At 70.7% G+C, this 16,069-nt stretch carries 18 protein-coding genes; 11 read left to right on the top strand and 7 right to left on the bottom strand.

The features are described 5' to 3' along the window. Positions 1-40: 40 nt before the first annotated feature. Complete coding sequence (locus tag H5965_RS04370; protein WP_310968004.1) at positions 41-760, bottom strand: rhomboid-like protein; 720 nt, start codon at positions 758-760, stop codon at positions 41-43. 169 nt (positions 761-929) lie between these two features. On the opposite strand from H5965_RS04370, the gene H5965_RS04365 reads away from it, so the two are divergent. After that, positions 930-1,469, top strand: coding sequence for a hypothetical protein (locus tag H5965_RS04365; RefSeq protein WP_310968003.1), 540 nt, complete (start codon positions 930-932; stop codon positions 1,467-1,469). A gap of 75 nt (positions 1,470-1,544) precedes the next feature. Here the strand turns inward: H5965_RS04365 and H5965_RS04360 are convergent, their stop codons facing one another. Beyond that, positions 1,545-2,867, bottom strand: a complete 1,323-nt coding sequence (locus H5965_RS04360; RefSeq protein ID WP_310968002.1) for a nucleobase:cation symporter-2 family protein — start codon at positions 2,865-2,867, stop codon at positions 1,545-1,547. Positions 2,868-2,949: 82 nt separating this feature from the next. Between H5965_RS04360 and H5965_RS04355 the strand changes: the two genes are divergently transcribed. From H5965_RS04355 to H5965_RS04335, 5 genes are read left to right on the top strand one after another with little or no spacing between them, the layout of a single operon-like run. Next, positions 2,950-4,089, top strand: a complete 1,140-nt coding sequence (locus H5965_RS04355; RefSeq protein WP_310968001.1) for a 5-methyltetrahydropteroyltriglutamate--homocysteine S-methyltransferase — start codon at positions 2,950-2,952, stop codon at positions 4,087-4,089. Further along, the gene (locus H5965_RS04350; protein ID WP_310968000.1) at positions 4,089-4,421 is read left to right on the top strand and encodes an NIPSNAP family protein; all 333 of its coding nucleotides are present in this window, start codon (positions 4,089-4,091) and stop codon (positions 4,419-4,421) included. Before H5965_RS04355 ends, H5965_RS04350 begins: the two co-directional genes overlap by 1 nt. Next, complete coding sequence (locus H5965_RS04345) at positions 4,418-5,200, top strand: IclR family transcriptional regulator (protein WP_310967999.1); 783 nt, start codon at positions 4,418-4,420, stop codon at positions 5,198-5,200. The genes H5965_RS04350 and H5965_RS04345 overlap by 4 nt, the downstream gene beginning before the upstream one ends. A 58-nt stretch (positions 5,201-5,258) precedes the next feature. After that, positions 5,259-6,479 carry an FAD-dependent oxidoreductase gene (locus tag H5965_RS04340; RefSeq protein WP_310967998.1) on the top strand — a complete coding sequence of 407 codons (1,221 nt, stop codon included), beginning with the start codon at positions 5,259-5,261 and terminating at the stop codon, positions 6,477-6,479. Between the two features lie 32 nt (positions 6,480-6,511). Next, on the top strand, positions 6,512-7,249 hold the full coding sequence (locus H5965_RS04335; RefSeq protein ID WP_310967997.1) for a Clp protease N-terminal domain-containing protein: 738 nt from the start codon (positions 6,512-6,514) through the stop codon (positions 7,247-7,249). A 96-nt stretch (positions 7,250-7,345) separates the two neighbouring features. Here H5965_RS04335 and gndA read toward each other — a convergent pair whose 3' ends face one another. Next, a complete protein-coding gene (gndA, locus tag H5965_RS04330) occupies positions 7,346-8,785 on the bottom strand; it encodes an NADP-dependent phosphogluconate dehydrogenase (protein ID WP_310967996.1) in 1,440 nt (479 codons plus the stop codon). Between the two features lie 85 nt (positions 8,786-8,870). Beyond that, positions 8,871-9,791 (bottom strand): MBL fold metallo-hydrolase, encoded by a 921-nt coding sequence (locus tag H5965_RS04325; RefSeq protein WP_310967995.1) that lies wholly within the window; start codon positions 9,789-9,791, stop codon positions 8,871-8,873. 235 nt (positions 9,792-10,026) lie between these two features. Here H5965_RS04325 and H5965_RS04320 point away from each other — a divergent pair, with 235 nt between their 5' ends. The 4 genes from H5965_RS04320 (at position 10,027) to H5965_RS04305 (ending at position 13,255) form a co-directional block, all read left to right on the top strand. Then, positions 10,027-10,890: a helix-turn-helix transcriptional regulator gene (locus H5965_RS04320; RefSeq protein WP_013222333.1), complete on the top strand. Its 864-nt coding sequence runs from the start codon at positions 10,027-10,029 to the stop codon at positions 10,888-10,890. A gap of 88 nt (positions 10,891-10,978) precedes the next feature. Continuing rightward, entirely contained in the window at positions 10,979-11,830 is an 852-nt protein-coding gene (locus H5965_RS04315; protein ID WP_310968492.1) for an SAM-dependent methyltransferase, read from the top strand. Then, positions 11,802-12,650, top strand: coding sequence for an SAM-dependent methyltransferase (locus H5965_RS04310; protein WP_310967994.1), 849 nt, complete (start codon positions 11,802-11,804; stop codon positions 12,648-12,650). Before H5965_RS04315 ends, H5965_RS04310 begins: the two co-directional genes overlap by 29 nt. Continuing rightward, positions 12,647-13,255, top strand: a complete 609-nt coding sequence (locus tag H5965_RS04305; RefSeq protein ID WP_310967993.1) for a class I SAM-dependent methyltransferase — start codon at positions 12,647-12,649, stop codon at positions 13,253-13,255. Before H5965_RS04310 ends, H5965_RS04305 begins: the two co-directional genes overlap by 4 nt. A gap of 63 nt (positions 13,256-13,318) precedes the next feature. Here H5965_RS04305 and H5965_RS04300 read toward each other — a convergent pair whose 3' ends face one another. Then, on the bottom strand, positions 13,319-13,573 hold the full coding sequence (locus tag H5965_RS04300; RefSeq protein WP_310967992.1) for a hypothetical protein: 255 nt from the start codon (positions 13,571-13,573) through the stop codon (positions 13,319-13,321). A 429-nt stretch (positions 13,574-14,002) separates the two neighbouring features. Here H5965_RS04300 and H5965_RS04295 point away from each other — a divergent pair, with 429 nt between their 5' ends. Then, positions 14,003-14,257, top strand: a complete 255-nt coding sequence (locus tag H5965_RS04295; RefSeq protein WP_043788437.1) for a DUF397 domain-containing protein — start codon at positions 14,003-14,005, stop codon at positions 14,255-14,257. A gap of 111 nt (positions 14,258-14,368) precedes the next feature. On the opposite strand, the gene H5965_RS04290 is transcribed toward H5965_RS04295, so the two are convergent. Continuing rightward, entirely contained in the window at positions 14,369-14,914 is a 546-nt protein-coding gene (locus H5965_RS04290; RefSeq protein WP_310967991.1) for a hypothetical protein, read from the bottom strand. Beyond that, positions 14,907-16,049 (bottom strand): hypothetical protein, encoded by a 1,143-nt coding sequence (locus H5965_RS04285; RefSeq protein WP_310967990.1) that lies wholly within the window; start codon positions 16,047-16,049, stop codon positions 14,907-14,909. Before H5965_RS04285 ends, H5965_RS04290 begins: the two co-directional genes overlap by 8 nt. Positions 16,050-16,069 lie beyond the last annotated feature (20 nt).

Below are 16,069 nucleotides of genomic sequence, written 5' to 3'. Positions count from 1 at the left end.
CGTGTGGCCCGTCGATTACACCACCGACTCCGGCCGCTGCCTACCCAGCGGAATCCGGGCTCGGCCTGGGGATGCGCGCCCGCAGCCACGGCCCGCACACCAGCAGCCCGAAGTGCGCGGCGAACGCGTGGCCGAGCAGCGTGACGATCGAGTCGAGGCCCACCGGGTCGTCGCTCAGCCAGATCGCCGCGATGAACGCCTCCACCGCGGCCAGCGCGAGCAGGCGCGCCCGCCCGCGCAGCAGGTACACCAGCGCGCCGGCCGTGGTGAAGAAGCCGTAGCTGACCCCGATGTCGAGCCAGTGCCCGGCCGAGCTCGGCAGCACGCGCGCGCTGATCAGGGCCATCACCGGCAGCTCGGTGACGAGCGTGGCCACGACGTGGCCGGAGAAGAACACCAGCGCCGTACGCCGCGCGCCGAACCGGCGTTCCAGCGGCGCGACGGCGACCGCGAAGATCAGGACATACGGCAGCCAGCTTTCGCCGGGCAGCCAGAACGCGCTGCTCAGCAGCGAGGTCAGCGGCCGCCGCCAGAGGTTGTGGGCGTCGGTGCTGGACAGCCGGAGCAGCCGGTCGGTCAGCGCCGGGTCGGCGAACTCGAGCAGCAGCGTCGTGCCCAGCAGGACGACCAGGTAGCCGAAGGTGAACGGCGTCGTCTTCGGGTTGGGGACGTACCGGAGCAACGCCCACGGGCTGCGGCGCGCGACGGCGATCGAGGGGACCGGCGCTTTCAGCAGCATGGACCGAGCTTCGGTGGTCATGCTGGGAGTATCACGAGCGTCAGCTTAGAAAACGCTGTGGATGTCACTCACCGTCGAAACTCGCATTACGTGACGAATTTTTGCCGGTGCTTCACCCGTTCGGGGGGCTTTTACGGTAAGAATACGGCCACGATGTCGGCCGAAAGGCCTCTCGGGAAGGTCTGTCGGGGTGAACGACGAGGTATCGGTCGCCGAGCTGCTCGTGCGCGAGGGCTGGGGCGACGGTCCGGGACCAGGCCAGTCACGCTGGCGGGTGGTCGCGGTGATGCTCGCCGTCATCGTGGGCTGCGGTGCGGCCGCGGCGCTGGTCGCCTTCGGCGGCAAGGAACGCCAGGACGCTTCCCCGGTCGACCAGATCCAGGTCATCCCGTTCCCGCAGCGCACCACCGGGCTGGGCGGCGCCGACCAGGCCACGGACTCGCCGCCGGACGGCGGGATCGGCGGCGGCACCGGCGGTGACGTCGTCACGGCGTCGAACGAGCACCGCGGCACCGTCACCGAGGTCCCGGGCCGCAACCCGGCCACCGAAACCGGCAGCACCGGGACCGCGGCGCCGACCGCCACGCCGTCCGGCGCCGGCCCCACGACCTCCAGCACCGCGACGACGACACCGCCGGGCGTCCCGCCGTCGACCGGCGGTCACCCGTCGGCCCCGAGCACACCTCCGCCACCGCCGCGGACGTCGTGCTTCTTGATCATCTGCTGGTGATCGGGCCACCAGCTCCGCGACGTCACCGAGACCGGACACCGGCTCGCTGCGCGGCGGCCTGCTGGAGTGGGTTGCTCAGCTTGCTTCGAGCGCGGCTCGCCGGCCGAGGTGGTTGAACAGCAGGTTCAGCACGAACGCGAGCACCGCCGCCAGGGTGATCGAGCTGCCGCAGATCGTCTGCAGCCAGGCCGGGAAGTGCTTGAAGAAGTCCGGCACGAACGCCGGCAGCAGGCCGGCGCCGAGGGCCACCGCGACGATGAACGTGTTGTGGTTGCCGGAAAACTCGACCGTGCGGAGGTTCTGGGCGCCGACCGCGGCGACCATCGCGAACATCACGACCGCGACCCCGCCGACGACCGGTTCCGGGATGGCCGCGATGAACGCGCCGACCTTCGGCACCAGGCCCATCAGCACCAGGATCCCGCCGGTCACCGCGACCACCCAGCGGCTGCGCACGCCGGTCATCCGCACCAGGCCGACGTTCTGCGCGAACGCCGTGTCGGGGAAGGAGTTCATCACCCCGCCGAGCACGGCCGACACGCCGTCGGTGGCCAGGCCCCGCGCGAGGTCGGCGTCGGTCGGCGGGCGCCCGGTGATCTCGCCGACGGCGATCATGTCGGCCGTCGACTCGGTGAACGTCACCAGCATGACCACGCACATCGAGAGGATCGCCGCGACCGGGAACGTCGGCGCGCCGAAGTGGAACGGCGCCGCGAGCCCGAACCAGCCGGCCGCGCGCAGGCCGTCCCAGTGCACCAGCCCCATCGGGATCGCGACGACCAGCCCGATGGCCAGCGCGAGCAGCGGCCCGATCTGGTTGGCGAACCCGCGCAGCACGCGGGTGAACAGCACGAGCAGCGCGAGCACGCCGAACGCCAGCCCGATGTGCGACGGCGCCGCGTAGTCCGCCGACGTGCTGTCGTGGCCGGCGATCATCGCCGCGCCCGGGCCGAGCAGCGAAACACCGATGACCAGCAGCAGCGTCCCGGTGACCAGCGGCGGGAAGAACCGGATCAGCTTCGCGAACGGCCGCGCGATGAGCAGCCCGAACACGCCGGAGGCGAGCATCGCGCCGTAGACCGCGGGCAGGCCGTACTGGGACGCGATCAGGATCATCGGGTTGACGACGGTGAACGTCGCGCCCGCCACCACCGGCAGCCGGATGCCGAGCAGCTTGCCGATGCCGACCGCCTGGATGAGCGTCGCGATGCCGGCGACCAGCAGGTCGGCGTTGACCAGCAGCCCGATCGTCGCCGGGTCGAGCTTGAGCGCGCTGCCGACGATCAGCGGCACCGCGACCGAACCGGCGTACATGATCGACATGTGCTGGAGGCCGAGGAGGGCGAGCCGCCCGGCGGGCAGGCCCCGGTCGACCGGGTGGACCGCGGATTCCGTCATGAGCGGACGGTAGCAAGTCCCGGGCGTGACGATCATGGTTCGGGGGGCGGCGCAACGGCCGGGAATGTGTGACCATCGGTGCATGACTTCGGGTGGCATTTCCCAGGTGGGCCCGCCGTTTCGCGCCGATCACGTGGGGAGCCTGCTGCGGCCCCCGGTGCTGCGCGACGCGCGAAGGCGGCACGAAAGCGGTGAGATCGGCGCGGAGCAGCTCCGCGCGGTCGAGGACGACGCGATCCGCGACGTGATCAAGATGCAGCGGGCGGCCGGGCTGAGTTCGGCCACCGACGGCGAGTTCCGGCGCGGCTCGTGGCACATGGACTTCATCTACGCGCTCGGCGGCATCTCCAAGAGCGACCAGCGGCTGCACGTCAAGTTCCACAACCTGGCGGGCGACCTCGAGTTCAGCCCGCCGGGGCTGCAGGTCGACGGCAAGGTGCGGCTCGACGAGCCGATCTTCGCCGACCACTTCCGGTTCCTCCAGTCCCATGTGGACCCGGGCGTGACGCCGAAACTGACCATCCCGTCGCCGAGCATGGTCTACTACCGCGGCGGCCGGGCCGCGGTCAGCGAGAGCGTCTACCCGGACCTCGAGGAGTTCTTCGCCGACCTCAGCGCGGCCTACCGGCAGCAGGTCACCGCGGTGCACGGCCTCGGCTGCCGGTACCTGCAGCTCGACGACACGAGCCTCGCCTACCTGAACGATCCGGCGCAGCGGGAGCTGGTCGCGCGGATGGGCGGCGACCCGGACACCCAGCACCTGCGCAACATCGCGACGATGAACGCGGCGCTCGAAGGGCGTCCCGAAGACCTCACCGTGACGACCCACCTGTGCCGCGGCAACTTCCGCTCGTCGTGGGCGGCCGAGGGCAGCTACGAGTTCGTCGCCGAAGCGCTGTTCGGCGAGCTGGCCGTCGACGGCTTCTTCCTGGAGTACGACGACGAACGCTCCGGGGGCTTCGAGCCGCTGCGGTTCGTGCCGAAGGACAAGAAGGTGGTGCTCGGCCTGGTCACCACCAAGCGGCCGGAGCTGGAGGACCCGGACGTCCTGGTGCGGCGGATCGAGGAAGCGTCCCGGTATGTCGACGTCGACCGCCTCTGCCTGTCCCCGCAGTGCGGTTTCTCCTCGACGGAGGAGGGCAACGACCTGACCGCGGACGACCAGCTGCGCAAACTCGAGCTGATCGTCGCGACGGCCGACCGCGTCTGGGGCGGCCACTGATGATCACCTGCGTCGTCGACTACGTCATCGATCCCGCGAAGCTGCCCGACTTCGAGCGGTTCGCCGCGGCGTGGATGCGGCTGGTGCAGCGGGAAGGCGGCATCCACCACGGGTACTTCCTGCCGTCGGAGGGTGCGAGCGACGAAGCCCGGGCGTTGTTCAGCTTCGAGAGTCTGGCGGCGTACGAGCGTTATCGCGGGCTGTTCGGCGTGGACCCCGAGTTCATCGAAGCCGACAAGATCCGCGACGAGAGCGGGTGCGTGGTCCGGTACCGGCGCACGTTCATGCGCCCGCTGCTGCCGGACGACGAACCGGACGACGAAGAAGTGTGAGGCACAGCGCGCAGCGGCCGCCGTCGGTGGTGGATCGGGTCCTGGACCTCTTGGGCGCCTTCACCGCCGAACGGCCGCGGCTGACGCTGTCCGAACTCAGCCGCCGCGCCGGGCTGCCGCTGTCCACCACGCACCGGCTCGCCGGTGAGCTCACCCGGCGCGGTGCCCTCCTGCGCGACGAAACCGGCGCCTACCGCGTCGGGCTGTGGCTGTGGGAAGTCGCCTCCCTCGCCCCGCACGGCGCGGAGCTGCGGGAGAGCGCGATGCCGTTCCTGGAGGACCTTTACGAAGCCACGCACCAGAACGTCCAGCTCGCCGTGCTCGACGGGCCCGAGGTCGTCTACGTCGAGCGGATCTCCGGACGCGGTGCCGTCAACGTCTTGACCCGCGTCGGCGGACGGCTGCCCGCGCACGCCACCGGCGTCGGCCAGGTCTTGCTCGCGTACGCCTCCGCCGAAACACAGGAAGCAGTCCTGGCCGGCCCGCTCAAGACGTTCACCCCCAAGACCATCGGCTCGCCCGCGCAGCTGCGGCGGGTCCTGGCCGGCGTCCGGCGCGACGGCTACGCCATCAGCGACGGCCAGATCGAGCTCATCGCCCTGTCGGTGGCCGCCCCGGTCCGGGACGCCACCGACGAGGTCGTCGCGGCGATCTCCGTGGTCGTCCCGGCCGAGGGGACCGATCCGCGGACGCTCGTCCCGGCGGTGCGGGCCGCCGCGCGGGGGATCTCGCGGGTGCTCGGCGCGCCGCGGCCGGGCGGGGAACCACGCCTCGACTGACCGGGGCCCGGTGTGGTCGGATGAGATCGAGGGCTACCGGATGGGGTGAGGAGAAAGAATGACCACCGTGCTCGTCGTCGGTGCTGGTCAGAGCGGGTTCCAGGCCGTGGCTTCGCTGCGGGACCGGGGCTTCGCCGGCCGGGTCGTGCTGGTCGGGGACGAGCCGGGCGTGCCGTACCAGCGGCCGCCGCTGTCGAAGGCCTACCTCGCCGGGACCGCCGGGCTCGAACAGCTGCACCTGCGCGGCGAGGACTTCTTCGCCGAGAAGGACATCGAGTTGGTTGCCGGCCGGGTCGCCGAAATCGACCGCGCGGCGGCGAAGGTCCGGCTCGAAGACGGCCGCGAGCTCGGCTACGACTTCCTGGTCCTGGCCACCGGCGCCCGCAACCGGACGCTGCCGGTGCCCGGCGCGGACCTGCCGGGTGTGCTGACCCTGCGCACCCGCGACGACGCCGACCGGCTCCGGGCGTCCCTCGAACAAGCCGAACAGGTCGTGGTGGCCGGCGGCGGGTTCATCGGCCTGGAGTTCGCCTCGCACGCCGGCCGCCCGGTGACGATCGTCGAGCTGCAGGACCGGCTGCTCAACCGCGTCGCGACGCCGGAAATCTCCGCCTACTTCGCCGACCTGCACCGCACCGCCGGGCACACGGTGCTGCTCGGCCAGGGGGTCGCGGCCCTGCACGGCGACTCGCGGGTGCGGGAAGTCGAGCTGACCGACGGCACCCGGCTGCCCGCCGACCTGGTCGTCGTCGCCGTCGGGGTGGTCCCCTACACCGCGCTCGCCGAGGCCGCCGGGCTGCCGGTGCGCAACGGCGTCGTCGTCGACGCGCACCTGCGGACGGCGGACGAGAAGATCTTCGCCATCGGCGACTGCGCCAACTTCCCGTGCGTCCAGGCCGGCGCCGAAACCCGCCTGGAGTCCGTGCAGAACGCCGTCGACCAGGCCCGCTGCGTGGCGGCGGCGATCACCGGCACCGAAGAGCCCTACGCCAGCCTGCCGTGGTTCTGGACCGACCAGGCGGGCGCCAAGCTGCAGATCGCCGGCATCCTCGCGGGCGCCGACCGGACGGTGGTCGCGGGCGACCCGGCCGGGGGCAAGTTCTCCGTGCTGTCCTTCCGCGACGACGTCCTGATCGCCGTCGAGTCGGTGAACAAGCCTGCCGACCACATCGCGGCCCGCCGCCTGTTCACGGCCGAGCCGAAGCCCGCGTACGCCGACCTCGAGCTGAGCGAGTTCGACTTGAAGGCCCACTTGAAGGCGGCGTCAACGCGCGGTTGACGCAAGAAGATCGTCAACCTACAGTTGACGGCATGACCCTGCCCTTCAGCGTCAAACTCGACGACCTCATCAACGCCATCAAGAGCAACCACGACCACGACGCCCTGGCCCAGCTGACCGACGCGGTCTACCTGGGCCAGCACCTCGGCGAGGTGGCGGACCACCTGATCGGCCACTTCGTCGACCAGGCCCGGCGGTCCGGGGCGTCCTGGACCGACATCGGCGCCAGCATGGGCGTCACGAAACAGGCCGCCCAGAAGCGGTTCGTGCCGAAGGTGGATCCCGGTGGCGACCTGAGCGGGAACATCGAGCGCGTCTACGGCCGCTACACCGACCGCGCGCGGCACGTCGTCGTCGAAGCCCAGAAGGCGGCTGTCACGCACGCCAGCCCGGAGATCGACACCGTGCACATCGTGCTGGGCCTGCTGACCGAGCCCGCCGCGCTGGCGGCCGGGGCGATCCTGGCCCAGGGCGTGCAGCTGGACGCCGTCCGCGAAGCCGCCGAAGCGCGGCTGCCCGAGCCGGTCGACCCGGTGCCGAACGTGGTCCCGTTCTCCGCCGCCGCCAAGAAGACCCTCGAGCTGACCATGCGCGAAGGCCTGCGGCTCGGGCACAACTACATCGGCACCGAGCACATGCTGCTGGCCCTGCTGGAACAGGGCGAAGGCAGCGGCTTCGAGGTGCTCGACGGCCTGGGCGTCAAGAAGGACAAGGCCGAGGCGAAGATCGTGGAGGTGCTGGCGGAACTCCTCGCCGCCCGGGGGCAGTGAGGCTCCTGCTGGCCGCCGCGCTGCTCGCGGTGGTCCTGGTGACGCTGCTCTGACCGGTTGGGACCAGGGGGTCTTCCCGGTCAGAGCAGCGGCCGGTCAGGCTTCGGACTCCGGGCGGCCGTCGGCGGCCCAGGCCGTGTGGAACGAACCTTCGCGGTCCACCCGGCGGTAGGTGTGGGCACCGAAGAAGTCCCGCTGGCCCTGGACCAGCGCGGCCGGCAGCCGGTCCGCGCGGAGGCCGTCGTAGTAGGCCAGCGCCGTCGAGAAGCCCGGCGTCGGGATGCCGAGCTTGACCGCCGTCGAGATCACCGAGCGCCACGAGTCCTGCGCGTCCTCGACCGCCTTGCGGAAGCCGCCCGACGTCAGCAGCGTCGGCAGTTCCGGCTCGTCGGCGTAGGCCGCGGTGATGTCGTTGAGGAACTTCGCGCGGATGATGCACCCACCGCGCCAGATCGAGGCGACCTTGCCGAGGTCGATGTCCCAGCCGTACTCGGTCGCGCCCGCCTGGATCTGGTTGAAGCCCTGCGCGTACGCGACCACCTTCGACGCGTACAGCGCCTGCTCGACGTCGTCGGCGAAGCGCTCCAGCGCGGAACCCGACAGCGGTGCCGCCGACGGGCCGCCGAGCCCGCGGGCCGCCGCGCGCAGCGACTTGGACCCGGACAGCGAACGCGCGAAGACGGCCTCGGCGATGCCCGAGATCGGGACGCCCAGGTCGAGGCCGATCTGCACGGTCCAGCGGCCGGTGCCCTTCTGCTCGGCGGCGTCCTCGACGACGTCGACGAACGGCTTGCCGGACGCCTTATCGACGTGCGCGAGCACCTCGGCGGTGATCTCGATCAAGTAGGAGTCGAGCCGGCCGGTGTTCCACGTGCGGAACACGTCGGCGATCTCGGCCGGCGCGTAGCCGCCCGCGTGCCGGAGCAGGTCGAACGACTCCGCGATCAGCTGCATGTCGGCGTACTCGATGCCGTTGTGCACCATCTTGACGAAGTGGCCGGCGCCGTCCGCGCCGATGTGCGTGCAGCACGGCTCGCCGTCGACCTTCGCCGAGATGTCCTCGAACAGCGGGCCGAGCGACTCGTACGACTCCTTCGAGCCACCGGGCATGATGCTCGGCCCGTGCAGCGCGCCCTCCTCGCCGCCGGAGACGCCGCTGCCGACGAAGTGCAGGCCACGCTCGCGCAGCGCCTTCTCGCGGCGGCGCGTGTCGGCGAAGTGCGCGTTGCCGGCGTCGATGATGACGTCGCCCTCTTCGAGCAGCGGCGCGAACTCCTCGATGACGGCGTCGGTCGGGCCGCCTGCCTTGACCATGATCACGACCTGCCGCGGCCGCTCCAGCGCGTCGACGAACTCCTGCGCGGAGTACGCCGGGATGAAGTCGCCCTCGTCGCCGAACTGGTCCACCAGCGCGCGGGTCCGCTCCTCGGACCGGTTGTGCAGGGCCACCGTGTGGCCGTGCCGGGCCAGGTTGCGGGCCAGGTTGCGGCCCATGACCGCCAGGCCGGTGACCCCGATGCTCGCCTTCTTGCTCATCCGAATCCTTCCGAAGTCTCTCTCGATTCAGACAGTAGTCCGATCGACGCCTCAAGGAAGGGCACGGAGGACCAGCTCACCTAGTTCAGGAGAAGCAGCGGATGGGTCCCTTGTTTAAGGCGAGCATGTCGGTGATCGCCGCGACCAGGTCGATGTCCGCGCCCCACTCGGCGCCGTCGAGCTCGGCGTACGCGCGGTGCAGGTTCCCCGGCAGCCGCTCCTGTTCGCTGAGTGACGCGAAGTCACCCAGGTCGGTCTCCTTGGCCAGCTCCAGCGGGGACAGCCCGGCGGCCTTCCCGCGCTCGGCCGTCTTCTGGACGAAGGCCAGGTACGCGTCCACTTTGTCCACGATGTCCAGTCCGCAGGGGCCGCCGTGGCCGGGCAAGATCACTTCGGGAGACAGTTCGCGGATGACGTCGAGGGCCTGGCGCCACCCGGCGACCGAGCCCATCAGCGCGAACGGGCTGCCGCCGTGGAACACCAGGTCACCGGCGTAGAGGACGCGCTGCGCCGGCAGCCAGACCAGCACGTCGTTGGTCGTGTGGGCGGCGTGGCCGGGGTGGATCAGCTGGATCTCGACGTCGCCGGCGTAGAGGGTGAGCCTGTCGTCGAAGACGATCTCGGGCGGCCGCGGCCGCAGCTCACCCCAGTCGTTGCCGACGAAGACACCCTCGTAGGTCTGGATGCCCTCGGCGGCGATCAGCTCGCGGGTCTTGCGGTGGCCGACGACCGTCGCGCCTTCGACCAGGTAGTTGCCGTTGGTGTGGTCACCGTGGTGGTGGGTGTTGACCAGCGTCGTCACCGGGCGGCCGGTGGCGGCTTCGGCCGCCGCGAGCAGGGCGCGCGTGCGGCGCTCGGTCGCGCAGGTGTCGATCAGCACGGTGTGGTCCCCGGCGTCGACCAGCCCGCAGTTGTTGATGTACCAGGAGCCGTCCGGCTGGACGTAGCCGTGCGCGTGGTCGGCCAGGCGGGTGACGGCGGCGGCGGAGGGGGAACGATCGGTCACGGCGTCACTATGCCCGAGACCGGGCTCCGCCGGTTGGCCGAATAATTCCGAATTTCACTGGTCCAGGCGAGTGATACCGCAGGTGACTGGCAATCTGCGGCGTTTCCTGGAACGCTGCGCGATGTCATCATCGAGATCCGCAAGGTGAAGCACTAGCCTGGGTGGGTTCGATAGTTCGCGTGCGACGGCGGCCGGTGGCCGCCGTTGCTTGGTAGTGGTCCGGGAGAGCAGGGCGATGGCCAGCACCGTCACCTCGCGCCGGAAGCAGCTCGGGAACGAGCTCCGGCATGCCCGCACCGCGGCGCGGATGACACAGCAGCAGGTCGCCGAGGTCCTCGGCTGCACCCAGGGCAAGGTCAACAAGATCGAGTCCGGTGCCGTCGGGGTGAAGCTCGGGGATGTGCGATCCATGCTGAACGCGTTCGGGATCAACGGCGAAGAGGCCGACACGCTGATGAACCTGGCGCGGGCCGCCGCCGGGCAGCGCGGCCACTGGTCCGGCTACCGCTCGGTGGTGCCGCACTGGTTCCGCACCTTCACCGACCTGGAGCCCGCGGCCGCGGAGATCCTCACCTGGCACGGTGAGCGCATCCCGGGTCCGCTGCAGTCCGAGCACTACATGCTCAAGCAGTTCACCGAGGCCGGCGCGACGGACGTGACATCGCTGGTCCGCAACCGCCTCGACCGCAAAGCGGTGTTCGAGCAGCAGCAGCCGCCCTACTACCGCTTCATCATCAGCGAAGGCGCGCTGCGCCGGGCACCCGGCGGGTACGCGCCCGCGGTGATGCTCGACCAGGTCGAGCACCTGCTCTCGCTCGAGAAGCACCCGCGCGTCTACGTGCACGTACTGCCGTTCGGCGCGCGGCTGGCCGCGGTGCCCAACGACTTCACGATCATGCGGTTCCCGGACCGCACGCGCGACTTCGTCTACATCGAGCACTCCGCCGGCGGGCTCTACCTCGACGACGTCAAGGACTTCAACATCTTCGTCGACTCGTGGGACAGGCTGCGGGGAGCGGCGCTGGAGCGGCAGGAGACCCGGCAGTTCCTCAAGGAGCTCGCGGAGGGTTACCGCGCGCAGATGCAGCAGCTCCAATAGGGCGAACGGCCGCCTGAGGTATCCCGACCGGTGAACAACTTTCGGTAGAGTCGGTCTGTTGCGCTGGATTCCCCCGGAAGTGGACATCGTGGACCCCGACTTCCTCCCCGACGTCATCGACCTCGACCGGCCGAACATCGCGCGCATCTACGACTGGGCCCTCGGCGGCACCGCGAACTGGGCGATCGACCGGCAGTTCGGCGAACAGGCCGTGCAGGCGTTCCCGCTCGCGAAAGCGCTCGCCCGCAGCAACCGCGACTTCCTCGGCCGGGCCGTGCGCTACTGCCTTTCCGAGGGCATCACGCAGTTCCTCGACCTCGGCTCCGGCATCCCGACCGCGGGCAACGTGCACGAAGTGGCCGACGACCACGTCGACGACAGCCGCTGCGTGTACGTCGACAACGAGCCCGTGGCCGTCGCGCACGGGCGGATGCTCCTGGAAGAGGCCGGCGACCCCGAGCGCCACGCCGTGCTGCACGCCGACCTGCGGGACGCCGGCGAAGTCTGGGAAGCCGCGCTGGCCACCGGCGTGCTCGACGCGGACCGGCCGATCTGCCTGCTGACCGTGGCGGTGCTGCACTTCCTCCCGGACGTCACCGGTGTCCGGGAAGCCATCCGCGACTACCGGACGCTGCTGGCGCCCGGATCGGCGTACGTGCTCTCGCACGCGACCGAATCCGGCGTCGAAGGCGAAGAGCTGGCGCAGATCCGGAAGCTCGTGAAGCTGTCCGAGCGGTCGAGTTCCCCCGCGGTTTCCCGGTCCCTCGACGAGATCGCCGCGTTCTTCGGTACCTTCGACGTCGTCGAGCCCGGGATCGTGCCTGTGGGAGAGTGGCGCCCGGAGCCCGGCGCCGCCACGGTCCCCCTCGCGAGCGTGGTCGGCGGTGTCGGCCGCAAGCCTGGAGGACGCAATGACTACGCAGGACCCCGAAGCCCCTGAAGGCGTGGACCTGGACCGGCCGAACGCGGCCCGCATCTACGACTGGTTCCTCGGCGGCGACGCCAACTGGGCCATCGACCGCCAGTTCGGCGAGCAGGCGGTCAAGACCTTCCCGATGATCAAGACCGTCGCGCGCGCCGGCCGCGACTTCCTCGGCCGCGGCGTGCGCTACCTGGCGCGCAACGGCATCGACCAGTTCCTCGACCTCGGCTCCGGCGTCCCGACCGTCGGCAACGTCCACGAGGTCGCGACCGAAGTCAACCCGGACGCCCGGTGCGTGTACGTCGACAACGAGCCGGTCGCGGTGGCCCACTCGCAGATCCTGCTGGAGCAGGAGGGGGTCGCGGGACGGCACGCGGTGCTGCAGGGCGACCTGCGCGACCCGGCCGACATCTGGAAGCGCGCGCTCGACACCGGCGTCCTCGACCCGAACCGCCCGATCGGCCTGATCATGGTCGGCGTCCTCTACTTCCTCGGCGCCGACGAGCCAGTGGCCCAGACCATCCGGAAGTACCTCTCGCTGCTGCCGTCCGGCTCCTACTTCCTGTCCTCGCACCTCACCGACGATGGCCTGCACGACATGGCCGACGCGGACAGCCGCGAGACGATCATGAAGCAGTACAACCAGTCGAGCACGCCGCTGCACCTGCGCAGCCGCGCGGAGTTCACGTCGTTCTTCGAGGGACTGGAGCTGGTCGAGCCGGGCATCGTCTACCTGCCGGAGTGGCACCCGGAGGAGATCGAGTCCAAGGCCACGAAGAAGCTCGCGAACGACCCGGCGTTCGTCGGTCACCTCTGCGGCCTCGGCCGCAAGCCGTGACGGCGGCCGCCTACGACGCGATCGCCGATCAGTACGCGGAATTCGCCGCCGAGGTCTGGGACAAGCACCCCCTGGAGCGGGCGGTGTGGACGGCGTTCGCGGATTCCGTCCGCGGGCGCGGTCCGGTCGCCGACCTCGGCTGCGGGCCCGGGCACCTGACGGCGCACCTGCGTTCGCTCGGCGTGGACGCGTTCGGCGTCGACCTGTCGCCGGCGATGATCGCGCTCGCCGGGGCCGCCCACCCGGGCCTGCGGTTCGAAGTGGGTTCGATGGCGGCGCTGGACCTGCCGGACGGGTCGCTCGCCGGGATCCTGTCGTGGTACTCGCTGATCCACACCCCACCGGCGGAGGTGCCCGCGTACTTCGCCGAATTCGCCCGAATGTCGGCGTCCGGTGGTCACGTTCTGTTGGGGTGCTTCGAATCCGGCGGCGGCCCGCTGACGTCGTTCGACCACAAGGTGACGACGGCCTACAGCTGGCCGCTGGACGACCTGGCCGGGCTGGCGGCCGCGGCGGGCTTCACCGAGGTGGGGCGGGTGTACCGCGAGCCGGTGGCGGGGGAGCGGCCGATGCGGCACGGCTGCCTGCTGCTCCGGAAACCGTAGCCGGAGAAGGCAAGAGCCCCGGTTCCGCAGGAAACCGGGGCTCTTTCGCGGTGGTACGGCAGTTCAGGCGCGCGAGCCGATCCGGCCGCTCATCAGCGGCGTCAGGTCGATCGCGGCTTCCAGCGGGCGGGTCGTGCGGACCCCGTCGGCGTGGCGCCGCAGCGGGAGGTCCTGGTCGGTGGCCCACGTCGTGGTCTTGCGCAGCGGCGCCTGGATCAGGCTGAAGCCGAAGCGGTTGCGCAGCTCGTTCCCGATGCCCCGGCGGCCACGGTGTTCTTCGTCCTCGCGGCGGAAGAGCGAGTTCACTCGGACGGCCATTCGTCTACACCCCCAGCTCTCGTCGCGGTGCTTCGGCGCCCCGGAGGGAAAGCGCTTCCGCTTCCGGAGTTCGGACCAGCCTGGTCACGGCCAGCGCGCCGGGTGGCGCACCTTCCTCGACGATCACGCTGTTCCTCCCCCATGAGGTCCTGCGGTGGCGTTGGCTTGGTTGGTTCCGGCTCTGGTCGTTCCGGCTGTTCGGCCCGCCTCGACGACCGCCCGCCGCGGGCAGGCAGTCATTCACCGACACCAGCGCCCCGGCCGATGCGATTAATCCTACTCCTGGAATAATCTTCATGTCGAGGCCGTACCCAGTTGATCACCCGCTTGGCCCTGTGGCTTGCTCCATTGAGACACTGAGTAGCCGGGAGCGGGTGCCTTCGACCAGGTCACGACCGCGCCCCCCATCGATCCTCGGAGGTACGACCCATGGCGGATTATCCGTCGTTCGCGGATTACGATCCGAACACGGCCGTGACCCTGTTCGAAGAGGCCGCCTGGGAGAAGTCGTTCGCCAGCGAGCCCAACGGCGGCAGCTGCGTCGAGGTCAACCTGGGCCGTGACGGCCTGATCGGCGTCCGGGACACCAAGCTCGCGACCAGCCCGGTCTTCGTGTTCGACACCGCCGAGTGGGAAGCGTTCCTAATCGCCGTCAAGGCCGGGCAGTTCGACCTGCCCGCCTGATCGCCCGTGCCCCGGAAGACGAATGGTGAAGGCCCCCTTCCCCGCTCTCTACGGTGAAGGAGGCCTTCGCGGCCGTCCGAATACGTCCGGACACCCGATGTGAGGGGAATCTCACCCGATTGCCGGAAGCTCACCCCCGCGCAGGCGGCCGCGGGTCCGGCGCCAGGCCACCACGACCAGTGCCACGAGCCCGATCAGCGGCAACGTGCTGATCGCCCAGCTCACGCCCATCGGCGGCCCCGGTTGTTCCAGCACCGGCAACGCGCGCAGTTCGCCGGTGCCGGAACCGGCGGGGCCGTTGACGGTGAAGCGGAAGGTCCAGTCGCCCGGCCGCGGCATCGAGCGGACGTCGAGTCCCCACACCTCGAGTTTGCGCGGGTGCCGGACCAGCGGCTGCTTCCGGTTCTGGCCGCCCTCCGGGTTGAGCATGGTGAGCGTGCCGGACTTGCCCTCGATCCCGCCGTCGGGGATGAAGGTGAAGTCCAGGGACTGCATGGCCTTCAGCGGCCAGGTGCTGAAGCCCACGGTCAGCCCGTACGGCCCGGCCTGCACCCGCTCGGTGTGCACGATGTTGACCGGCTCGTAGGCGTTCGCCGGCGCCGCGGTGGCGAACAGCAGCCCGGCCACGACGGCGAGAGCGAGCAGACTCTTACGCATCAGCGGTTTCCCCCTTCTTCGCGGGCGCCAGCAGGCAGAGCATCCCGCCGAACCGCCACCCGGCGAACCCGCCGAGCAGCCCCAGCGCCGCGCTGAGCACGGCGGTCGTCGTCAGGTACCAGGCCGGCGGCACGTGTGCGCCGGTGTAGAGCAGCGCCCGCTGCAGGGGCAGGCTCAGCCCGAGCAGCAGCCCGGCGATCCCGCCGGCGACCACGGACACCCGGCCCGCGCGCCACCCCCGGCGTCGCCCGGTGAAGTAGACCAGCTCCATCAGCGCGGCGACCGGCAGCAACGCCATCGGGGTCAGCGACGGCATCGCCGGCACCCCGGAAATCGCGTCCCGTAACGGCAGGCCGACCAGGTCCGCGTACGCCTTCGCCGCCCACGGCGAGAACCACCAGAACACCGCCTGCACGGCCGCGACCAGTGCCGCGGTGCCTGCCGCCCCGCCCGGACGGCGGGCGAACCCGGCGCCGACGGCGACCAGCAGCACCGCCATCATCGACGTCCCGATCGCGACGGCGTCGGCGTAGTCGTCCGGCACCTGCTGCAAGCCGAGCGCCAGCACCGGCCCGAAGGTGAGCAGCACGGTCAGCGACGCCAGCGTGCCGAGCCGGCCCCAGCGGTGCTCCCGGGCCGCGGCGAACACCGCGGTCGTGCCGATCAGCGACACCGTGATCGACAGCAGCAGCCCGATGTGCGGCGGCGAGTCGATGACCGCGTCGAAGCCGTAGAGCCCGTGCCACCACTGGTCCCACAGCCCGTACAGCAGGAAGGTCGCCGCGCCGACGCCCGAAACCAGGTACCCCAGCGGGGCCGCGAACGTCCGGCCGAAGACGTTGACCACGCGCCCGCCGATCCGCGGGTCGACCGGCCGTCCCGCCCGCCGCGCCGCCGTCGTCAGCAGCACGACGGCGAGGCTCGCCAGGCCGACGACCGCGCTGCCCGCGTACAGGAACAGGTGCGGCAGCGTGAAGAACGTGTCCGGCCCGACGTCGTCGTGCCACTGGATGTCCCAGGTGAGCCCGACCAGCGACAGCAGCGACCCGCCGAGCACGGCGTTCGCCGGCAGCAACCCCGTTCGAGCCTGTTTCGCCACCGACGTGGTGCGCACGCCGGATGCGGTGAGATCCATGCCCCCTCCTTTACTCGACC

The sequence above is a fragment of the Amycolatopsis sp. 505 genome, assembly GCF_031625235.1.
Classification (GTDB): domain Bacteria; phylum Actinomycetota; class Actinomycetes; order Mycobacteriales; family Pseudonocardiaceae; genus Amycolatopsis.
The sequence above is the reverse complement of the archived record's forward strand: the minus strand, read 5'-3'. Positions and strand labels throughout refer to the sequence as shown.